Consider the following 8,626-nt stretch of genomic DNA (forward strand, 5'->3'; position numbering starts at 1 on the left):
GGGCAGTCCCAGGGGCGCGCCCCACGTTACCGGCGGGTTCGCCGGCTGTCCTTGTGTCCATGGCTACAGCGGGCGCTGCTAACACTTCTCCGCTGTGGCGAGGGCCGCAGTCAGCCCAGCCGCACTCAGCCCAGCCGTTCCAGGGCGAACGCCGTCAGGAACCCGGCCGCTGTGATCAGGCCGGTCACCAGCTGGGCCTCCTCGAACGCCTCCGGCACCATGGTGTCCGCGATCATCGCGAGGATCGCGCCCGCCGCCACCGCCGTGATCACCGCGATCGTCTCCGGTGCGGCGCCGCCGAGAGCGAGGTTGCCCAGCAGCGCGGCGACCCCGCTGGCCAGCGCGATCCCGCCCCACACCCCGAACACGTACCGCGCGCCCCGGCCGGCCTGCTTCATCCCGGCGGCGCTGGACAACCCCTCCGGCACGTTCGAGATGAACACCGCTGCCAGCACCGACATCCCGATCCCGCCACCGCCGAGCAGCGACAACCCGAGCACGACCGACTCCGGCACCCCGTCCAGCAGCGCCCCGATAGCGATCGCGCTGCCGCTGCCCCGCACATCGGACTCCGAGGGCTGCCGGTCGTGCGACCGCTTCCGGTGCCGCGCGCCGCGTCGTGACAACGCGACGTTCGCCAGCACGTACGCCACCGCGCCGCCGAGGAACCCGATCGCCGTCGGCAGCAGCCCGCCGGTGCGTTCGGCCTCGTCCACCAGGTCGAACGCCAGTGCCGAGATCAGCACCCCCGCCCCGAACGCCATGATCCAGGCGACCACCCGCGACGGCACGCGCACGAACCACGCCACCGCCGCGCCGATCACCAGCGCCGCACCGCCGACCAGGCCCCACACCCCGGCCTCGAGCCACTCCGGCATCCGCATCCCCTCGCACACACTCGTCCGGCAGGGGTCATCGTCCCGCGCCCGGTCGCGTCGTGCTCGGTTCCGCCGCTCGACCGGGCCGCGGAAAGCGCTTACCGAACCATGCGCCAGACCGTCCTAACCGGACCGATCAGGCTCGGTCCGGCCGCCGTTCACGCAGCGCGTCGAGCTGTTTGCGCACGTCCTCGACGTCCCAGCGGTACTGGCCGCCGGGGGTGATGAGCGCCGGCCGGATCCAGCCGCGTTCGGCGTAACGGCTGATCGACCGCCGAGACAGGCCCAGCTCGGCCGCGAGTTCACCCGAGCCCACCGTGCGTCGGCGTGCAGTCATGATCGTCACCGTATTGGGTGACGTGTCGGGCGCGCGCGGCCCGTGGCCCGTTTGGCCCGCATAGCCCTGTTGTCCTTGTTGACCCAGTTGGGTTATTGAGGTCCTCGCGCGGAAGCGAAACCATCGGTTCGAGCCTGCCCGCCGACTCCCATGTCCCGGGCAGGTCCCGGGCGGGCTCGCACATCCGCTCCGACGAGCGCTTTCCCGGTCTCGTAACAGCCTTTTCGGCTCGTCCGACTTCCGGATCGGGAAGGGACGACATGTCGAGATGGCGTCAGGTCCACCGGACGGCGGCGCCGGTCGGCCACGGGCACGACGTGGTGAGCCGCCGCGTCTTCCGGCGCCTGCGGTGTCCGGGGTGCGGCCGGGCGCGCCGCGAAATGCGCGTGTTCGGCACATCGCGGCACGACGAGTCCGGGAACGTCAAGCCGCGCCGGCAGATCCGCCACGAACTCGAGGCGCAAGCGGACGCTTGGCGCCCCGAGCCGCGCTGTGACCGGTGCCGCTAGTTTTAGAGCAGCTGCTCTGTTACGGTTCCGGTCATGCCCCGGCCCCGCGTGCACGACCTCGACCGGCTGCTCGACACCGCCGAGCGCCTGGTCGCCGAGGACGGCGCGCTCTCCGTGCGCAGCCTCGCGGCGGCCGCCGGTGTGTCGAACGGCGCGATCTACCACGCGTTCGGCTCGATCAACGCGCTGCTCGGCCGGGTGTGGCTGCGTGCCGCGACCGACTTCCTGGACCTGCAGGCCGATCTGGCCGATGCCGCGGGATCCGCTGTCGACGCGGTGGTCGCGGCCGCCGACGCCCCGGCCGTGTTCGCCGAGCGCCGCCCGCACGCGGCCCGGATGCTGCTGACCGTCGAGAAGGACCAGCTCCTCGGCCCCGACCTGCCGGCCGAACTCGCCGACGCACTGTTCGCCCTGGACAAGCGCGTGGTGGCGCTGCTGGTCCGGCTGTCGCGGGCGATGTGGGACCGGCGGGACGCGGTGGCCGTCGAGGTCATGACGACGTGCGTGGTCGACCTGCCGACCGCGTTCTTCCGGCGCGGGCTGGACACCAGCGCCGACCACCGGGACCGGCTCGCCGCCGCCGTGCGGGCCGTCCTGGCCCTTCCCCCTCGAGCCAAGGAGTAGATCGTGCTGCACTTCCACGACCCGGTGTACGTCCTCGACCTGGGCGCCGACGAGAACCGCTTCTCGCCGGACTGGCTCAAGAGCGTGCACACCGCGCTCGACACCGTCGTCGAGAGTTCGTCCGCCCTGGTCACGACCGGCACCGGCAAGTTCTACTCCAACGGGCTCGACCTCGACTGGCTGTCGGCCAACGGGGACCAGGCGCAGACCTACGTCGCCGACGTCCAGGACCTCCTCGCGCGCGTGCTGACCCTGCCGGTCCCGACGATCGCCGCGGTGAACGGGCACGCGTTCGGCGCCGGCGCGATGCTCGCCATGGCGCACGACTTCCGGATCATGCGCGCCGACCGGGGTTTCTTCTGCTTCCCCGAGGCCGACATCAACATCCCGTTCACCCCCGGCATGGCCGCGCTGATCCAGGCCAAACTGACCCCGGCCGCCGCGGTCGCGTCGATGACCACCGGCACGCGGTTCGGCGGTCCCGACGCGCGCGACCTCGGGCTGGTCGACGACGTCGCGCCGGAGTCCGAGCTGCGCGAGCGCGCGGTGGAGCGGGTGCGTCCGCTGGCCGGCAAGGACCGCGGCACGCTGGGCGCGATCAAGTCGACGATGTTCGCCGCGGCGGTGTCCGCGCTGCGCGGCTGAGGTTTCAGACAGCCACCGGTACCGCGCCGCGGCGGATCACCTCGTGCACGCGACGCGCCTCGATACCCGGCGCCACGCCCAGATCTTCGGCCAGGCGGCGGCGCAGCCGGGCGAACGCGGCGAGCGCTTCGGCCGGGCGCCCGGTCTCGTGCAGCGCCCGCATCAGCAACGCGGTCACCGGCTCGTGGTGCGGGTCGGCCGCGGCGCAGGCGCGTAGTTCGGCGATCGCGTCGGCGTGCCGGCCCAGCCGGAGCTGCCAGGACGCCTTCCGCTGGATCAGCGCCAGCCGCCGTTCGCGGAGCCGGAACCGCTCGCCGTCGGCGAACGGCCCGGGCAGCCCGGCCAGCGGTTCGCCGCGGAACAACCCGAGCGCGCGCGACACCGTGTCGACCGCCGCCGCGAGGTCACCAGCGCGTGCGGCCGCCTCCGCCTCGGCGGCGATCTCCTCGACGCGGGTGATGTCGAGGAGAACCCCGGCGCCGAGGAACCGGTAGCCGAACCGGTCGCGGGCGATCACCGGCTCGGCCAGGCACTTGCGCAGCCGGTACACGTAGACCTGCACGACGTTGCCGGACGGCGCCTCCGGCCCCCACACGTCGTCGAGCAGATCCTGCTTCGTGCGGGTCGTGTCCGGGCGCAGCGCCAGCGCGGCCAGCAGCGCCTGCTGCCGGACCGGTCCGAGGTCCAGCGGCTCGCCCGCGCGCCACGCCCGCGGCGGGCCGAGCACGGAGATCTCCAGCGGTGGGCCCGGCGCCGGTGTCGCGGTCGCGATGCCGTGGTCGAAGGCGTAGACGATGGCCGCCGACCGGTCCCGGAGGCCGAGCCGGCGGCGGATGTCCCGCAGCTGGCCGGCCACGGCGGTCTCGGGGACGCCGAGGCGGGCGGCGATCTCGGCGTCGGTCAGGCCGCGGCCGACCGCGCGGAGGACGGCTCGCTCCCGCTCGGTGAGGGTGGTGATCGGCATGATCCGAAGGTCCCCGCTGGGCCGAACGGCGGACAGGCCAGGAACCGGCCACTTGTGGCCGGTAGCCCGATAAGATCGTCGCGCAACCGGCCACGACCGACGGAAAGGCGACCGTGACCAGCGAGTTCGGCGCGTTGCTGCGGCAGTGGCGGCGCCGGGCGGGCCTGACGCAGGAACAGCTCGCCGAGCGGGCCGGGGTGGGGGTCCGCAGCATCCGCGGCTTCGAAACCGGCGAGCGCGGCGACCCCAGGCTGGCGACGGTCCGGCTCCTCGCCGACGCCCTCCGGCTGGCGCCGGCCGAACACGACTCGTTGCTCGCCGCGGCGGGCGGCCCGGCGCCGCGACCCGCCCCGAAGCCCCCGGACTCCGCCGTCGACCGCGTCCTGGCCGACACCGCGGACGAACTCGCGCAGGCGGTCGCCACCCGCTGGCGCCGCGAGGAGGAACAGCGTCAGGTCCAGGACCCGTTCCCGCTCCCGGTGCGGTGGCAACCGGCGCCGGACGCGCTGATCGACCACTGGGCCAACATCCACCGCGCCCCGCCCGGCGGCGATCCGGGCCCGCTGCCGCTGGCCGGGCGGCTGGACGAGGTGGTGGACGTCTACCGGCGGATCCCGTCCGGGCGGCTGGTGGTGCTGGGCCGGGCCGGGTCCGGCAAGACCATCCTGACCCTGCGGTTCGTCCTCGACCTGCTCGCCGGGCGTGGGCGCGGCGACCCGGTGCCGGTGATCTTCGGGCTGGGCTCGTGGGACCCGGCCGCCACCGACCTCCGCGACTGGCTGACCGACCAGCTGCTGCGCGACTTCCCCGGCCTGGCCGCGGCCGGTCCGGGCGGACCGTCGCTCGCCGCCACGCTCGTCGGCGCCGGCCGGATCCTGCCCGTGCTCGACGGGTTCGACGAGATCGCCCACGGGTTGCGCCGCGCCGCGCTGCGCGCGCTGAACGCCACCACGCTGCCGCTGCTGCTGACCAGCAGGCCGGACGAGTACGCCGAAGCGGTCGCCGCCACCGACGTCCTCACCGCCGCGGCGGCGGTCGAGCTGTGCGATCTCACCGCGGCCGACCCCGGTGAGCTGCTGAAGATCAACCGCACCACGGTGCTGCTGCAGGCGCTGGTGTTCGCGCCCACGTTCGGGGTGACGCTGGCGCTGGGCGGGGTGTTCGTCGTCGGGCTGCTCGAGGGCAGCCTCGGGCCGCTGGTGTTCGGGCGCACCGGCGCGCTGCTGTGGGGGTTCGTCGGCGGGATCGGCGGCGCGCTGGCGTACGTGCTCGGGCTGACCGCGTGGGGACGCTGGGTGGTGTTCGCGCGGATCTGGCTGCCGCTGACCGGGCGGCTGCCGTGGGCGGTGTCGGACTTCCTCGACGACGCCTACCGCCGCGGTGTGCTGCGCCGGTCCGGGGCGGTGTACCAGTTCCGGCACGCGCGCCTGCACGACCACCTCAGTCGCGAGTTCGCGGCGCGCTGAAGTCCGCTTTCATCGGGATTTCACGGCCTCGCCCTACGTTTCGCTCGACCGGGTGGGAACTGGGGAAAGGAAGAGCGAACATGCTGTCCACGCCGAAACGAGTGGTCACCGGGCTGGCCGCGCTGGCGCTGGCCGGGGGGCTGGCGGTGACGGGGGCGCAGAGCGCCGCGGCAGACGCGTCCTGCGCGCACACGAAGATCTTCGAACTCGGGGGGACGGGCCACGGCGACGGGGCGGACTTCTTCGTGTTCAACGCCACGGTGCCGGAGGGGGTCACCACCGAGGTGGTGGTCTACCCGGCCGAGATCGCGCCGCTGCCGGGCCACACGCGGACCATGGACCAGTCGGTCGCCGAGGGGATGGCGAACCTGGACCGCGCGGTGCGCGACTTCCACGCCGCGTGCGACGACTCGACGATCATCATCACCGGCTACTCACTGGGCGCGCTGGTCGCGGGCAACGAGCTGGAAGCGCTTTCCCACGGCGGGGACATTCCGGCTCACCTGCTGAAGGGCGTGCTCTACGGCGACCCGCGACGGCCGGGCGACCCGGCCGCGGGACCGGACGGCAGCGCCGGCGGCGGGTCGGGCGGCGTCGCGACGAACCTGCCGACGTTCGTCGGGGGCATCACGTTGCAGGGCCCGCGCCCGAGCTACGGCGACGTGGTGGTGAAGGAGATCTGCAACCAGAACGACGGCATCTGCAACTCGGTGAACCCGTTCACCAACCTGGCGGCGTTCGCGAACGGTGTGGCCGGGTACCTCACCGGCGATCACGGGTACGTGCTGAACCCGCTCGCCGACGTCGACCAGCCGTCGAAGTTCCACCTGCAGGCGCCGAAGATCCCGTACGGCCCGCCGCTGCCGGTGCCCGTGCCGAACCCGTGGGTGATGTTCAACGGGAACTTCCAGCCGTCGCAGGACGCGGTGCGCGGCATCCGGGACGCGGTCCGCACGGTGCTGCCGCCGGAGCTGTGGCAGCAGGTCGTGGCGCAGGCGCCGTGGATCGAGCACATCTGACCGTCCACTGAGGACGGCTAGAGCGGCCCGGCGCGCCGAGGGGGTGCGCCGGGCCGTTCGCGTTTCCGGGGAGGGGTCGTGGGCGGACTGGCCGGGTTGGCGTTGTTCTTCGGCGTGTTGCTGAGCGGGGTGTTCTTCAAGCGCGGGAACGTGCCGCTGGGGGTGTGCTTCGCACTGGTGGCGGCGGCGCCGGTGGTGTTCCTGCTGGTGGAAGCGGTGCGCAACCGGTGGCGTGCGGTCCGCCGGCCGGGGCGGGACCTGGCGGCCCGCCGCGCTGTCCGGCTGGCCGGCGGCGCGGCGCTGGCGGCCGGTGCCGGAGCCGCCACGGTCACGTTCTGGTGGGCGAGCCGGATCGCGGCGTGGGGCGTGGCGGCGCTGGGGGTGGTGGTGGCGGCTGTGGTGTCATTGGTGCTGGTCGTGTCGGCCGTGCGGGTGCTGCTGATGAGCTGGCGGGCCGCGGCGGTGGTCGCCAGGGTGATGTACGCGCTGGGGTTCGTGGCCGGCCTGTGCGCGGCCCGGGCGCTGACGGATTTCGCCAGGCTGTGGCCGATGGCAGCGCTGGGAGCGACGGCGGCTGCGGTGGCTTCAGGGGTGCTGGTGCTGCAGAAGCGCGCGCTGCGTGAGCTAGGGGGCCCGCCCCGCAGCCGGCGGCGCTGAGTATTTGTCGTTGGCGAGCTCCAGCCAGGCCGCGGACCGCCCAGTGGAGACGGCGACTTCGTGGATGGCGCCGGTGGGCACGCAGAGGTGCCGGAGCCGAGCGCAGGCGGCCGGATCCCCACGCCGGACGGGTTCGCTGAGCGCCTCCAACTCGGCGATCAGCTCGTCGACGGTCGCGTAGCCGGTCCAGGAGACGTCATGGTCGCCCCGCCGGAGGATGCCGAGGAGTTCCTGGAGCAGTCCCGGAAGCCGACCCACGACCCGATTCTGGCGCGGCTGCCGCTGGGGAGCAACGTTCAGGCTCACCATGGAGACGGACTGCGGCGGCGGGTCTTGAGAGGCAGTGCCAGCAGCCGCAGGGCGACCCTCATCGGGGGCGATATCGCCGTACCGCGTGGTGAACGGTCCAGCCGTCGGAGAGCAAGGCCAGCAGCGTGTTGACCCGTGCGACCGATACCGCGTCCATCTCGCCGACGACTCGTACTGAGACCGGGTTGGAACTCGAAGACCCACCCGCGGACTTCGTCGCTGCTCATCTGGGTCCTAGCCCAGAAACGTCGTTCCACTGGAGGTCGACTCGTCCGCGTAGTCCTGGCGTCCGCCCCGGTGCAGGTCCATCTTGCGGGTCTCGTAGCCGTCGTCGCCGGTCTCGCTGTAGAGGAGGACCGGTTCGCCAGGGAGGTCGTGGTGCCAGATCACCTTCTTGTAGCGGGGCATCCGTCCTCCTGCGAGTGCCTCCCTGCATCATCCGGGCTGAGGTGCAGCGCGGAGACCTGGCCGCCGGAGGCTCTATCCGTTCCGGACGTCCTCGACGTGGAAGTACCCGACCGGCTTTGATCCCTCGGTGATCACAACGACCGTTCCGGTTTGGATCCGGTAGGGGCTGGCGTTCTCCACCGCCAGCCATCGCCCTTCCGCTGGTGAGACCAGCGCCCCTGGAATGAGGCCGCGCAGCACGAACGACGCGAGGCCAGTACCGGCAGTCTCAGGCGGGACGAATGCGTTGGCGGCGTAGTCGTGCTCGTCGTCGGCGCGTGGCGGCCCTGAGTTGCGTCCGCCCTGCTCAGGCGTCAGCCAAACGACCCGGCCGCGGAACGGGAACCGCACGTCGCTAGGAAACCTCGCCACGAGCGCCAGTATGGCGTCGACAAGCGGCCCTGGACGCAGCAAGCCAAGGGCCGGGACCGGCCGAAGCGGAGCGGCAGGCCGTGCGGTTCCCGGCGGCGGCGCGCTCGCCCCTCGCTCTTGACGATGCGGACGTTGCCGACGCGGTTGATCGCCGATCACCTCGGGCACGCTCGGGTCTCGATGACCCAGGACGTCTACCTCGGCCGGAAGTCGGTCAACCCCGCACGGCGGCTGCCCTGGAAGGGCTCCTGGATAACCCGTCCACGGGCAAAAGTGGGGATAAAGCGGGGAAATGATCTTGCCCCGGGCGCCCCGCGACCGCGCTGACCAGGCGAAAGAGTGGGGCGCCTGGGGCTCGAACCCAGAACCTACGGAGCAACCGTTCAGCTGCCGCGCCAT

Annotated in this window: 11 protein-coding genes; 5 read left to right on the plus strand and 6 right to left on the minus strand. The window is 72.7% G+C overall.

What is annotated here, in order from left to right; genetic code table 11:
- Window positions 1–125: 125 nt before the first annotated feature.
- Together IE290_RS26615 and IE290_RS26620 are read right to left on the minus strand one after the other, a co-directional pair.
- The gene (locus IE290_RS26615) at window positions 126–878 is read right to left on the minus strand and encodes a ZIP family metal transporter (protein ID WP_191247389.1); all 753 of its coding nucleotides are present in this window, start codon (window positions 876–878) and stop codon (window positions 126–128) included.
- 136 nt (window positions 879–1,014) lie between these two features.
- Window positions 1,015–1,215 carry a MerR family transcriptional regulator gene (locus tag IE290_RS26620; protein ID WP_229874720.1) on the minus strand — a complete coding sequence of 67 codons (201 nt, stop codon included), beginning with the start codon at window positions 1,213–1,215 and terminating at the stop codon, window positions 1,015–1,017.
- A gap of 542 nt (window positions 1,216–1,757) precedes the next feature.
- On the opposite strand from IE290_RS26620, the gene IE290_RS26625 reads away from it, so the two are divergent.
- Both IE290_RS26625 and IE290_RS26630 read left to right on the plus strand, forming a co-directional pair.
- Window positions 1,758–2,348, plus strand: coding sequence for a TetR/AcrR family transcriptional regulator (locus IE290_RS26625; protein WP_191247390.1), 591 nt, complete (start codon window positions 1,758–1,760; stop codon window positions 2,346–2,348).
- A gap of 3 nt (window positions 2,349–2,351) precedes the next feature.
- Window positions 2,352–2,993 carry an enoyl-CoA hydratase/isomerase family protein gene (locus IE290_RS26630; RefSeq protein ID WP_191247391.1) on the plus strand — a complete coding sequence of 214 codons (642 nt, stop codon included), beginning with the start codon at window positions 2,352–2,354 and terminating at the stop codon, window positions 2,991–2,993.
- Between the two features lie 4 nt (window positions 2,994–2,997).
- Here the strand turns inward: IE290_RS26630 and IE290_RS26635 are convergent, their stop codons facing one another.
- On the minus strand, window positions 2,998–3,957 hold the full coding sequence (locus IE290_RS26635; RefSeq protein WP_191247392.1) for an AfsR/SARP family transcriptional regulator: 960 nt from the start codon (window positions 3,955–3,957) through the stop codon (window positions 2,998–3,000).
- Window positions 3,958–4,070: 113 nt separating this feature from the next.
- Between IE290_RS26635 and IE290_RS26640 the strand changes: the two genes are divergently transcribed.
- From IE290_RS26640 to IE290_RS26650, 3 genes are all read left to right on the plus strand, one after another.
- Window positions 4,071–5,423 (plus strand): helix-turn-helix domain-containing protein, encoded by a 1,353-nt coding sequence (locus IE290_RS26640; RefSeq protein ID WP_191247393.1) that lies wholly within the window; start codon window positions 4,071–4,073, stop codon window positions 5,421–5,423.
- A gap of 80 nt (window positions 5,424–5,503) precedes the next feature.
- On the plus strand, window positions 5,504–6,442 hold the full coding sequence (locus IE290_RS26645) for a PE-PPE domain-containing protein (protein ID WP_191247394.1): 939 nt from the start codon (window positions 5,504–5,506) through the stop codon (window positions 6,440–6,442).
- A gap of 78 nt (window positions 6,443–6,520) precedes the next feature.
- Complete coding sequence (locus IE290_RS26650) at window positions 6,521–7,099, plus strand: hypothetical protein (RefSeq protein WP_191247395.1); 579 nt, start codon at window positions 6,521–6,523, stop codon at window positions 7,097–7,099.
- Here IE290_RS26650 and IE290_RS26655 read toward each other — a convergent pair.
- From IE290_RS26655 to IE290_RS26665, 3 genes are all read right to left on the minus strand, one after another.
- Window positions 7,067–7,357 carry a hypothetical protein gene (locus tag IE290_RS26655; RefSeq protein ID WP_191247396.1) on the minus strand — a complete coding sequence of 97 codons (291 nt, stop codon included), beginning with the start codon at window positions 7,355–7,357 and terminating at the stop codon, window positions 7,067–7,069. The genes IE290_RS26650 and IE290_RS26655 overlap by 33 nt on opposite strands.
- A gap of 285 nt (window positions 7,358–7,642) precedes the next feature.
- Complete coding sequence (locus IE290_RS26660) at window positions 7,643–7,816, minus strand: DUF6881 domain-containing protein (protein ID WP_191247397.1); 174 nt, start codon at window positions 7,814–7,816, stop codon at window positions 7,643–7,645.
- A gap of 72 nt (window positions 7,817–7,888) precedes the next feature.
- A complete protein-coding gene (locus IE290_RS26665) occupies window positions 7,889–8,206 on the minus strand; it encodes a hypothetical protein (RefSeq protein ID WP_191247398.1) in 318 nt (105 codons plus the stop codon).
- Window positions 8,207–8,626 lie beyond the last annotated feature (420 nt).

This window comes from Amycolatopsis deserti, assembly GCF_014653945.1.
Lineage (GTDB): Bacteria > Actinomycetota > Actinomycetes > Mycobacteriales > Pseudonocardiaceae > Amycolatopsis_E > Amycolatopsis_E deserti.

Excerpts from the sequence above, each read along its gene's own strand:
- IE290_RS26615 (WP_191247389.1), bottom strand. The coding sequence starts at position 878 with ATGCCGGAGTGGCTCGAGGCCGGGGTGTGGGGCCTGGTCGGCGGTGCG.
- IE290_RS26620 (WP_229874720.1), bottom strand. The coding sequence starts at position 1,215 with ATGACTGCACGCCGACGCACGGTGGGCTCGGGTGAACTCGCGGCCGAG.
- IE290_RS26625 (WP_191247390.1), top strand. The coding sequence starts at position 1,758 with ATGCCCCGGCCCCGCGTGCACGACCTCGACCGGCTGCTCGACACCGCC.
- IE290_RS26635 (WP_191247392.1), bottom strand. The coding sequence starts at position 3,957 with ATGCCGATCACCACCCTCACCGAGCGGGAGCGAGCCGTCCTCCGCGCG.
- IE290_RS26645 (WP_191247394.1), top strand. The coding sequence starts at position 5,504 with ATGCTGTCCACGCCGAAACGAGTGGTCACCGGGCTGGCCGCGCTGGCG.
- IE290_RS26660 (WP_191247397.1), bottom strand. The coding sequence starts at position 7,816 with ATGCCCCGCTACAAGAAGGTGATCTGGCACCACGACCTCCCTGGCGAA.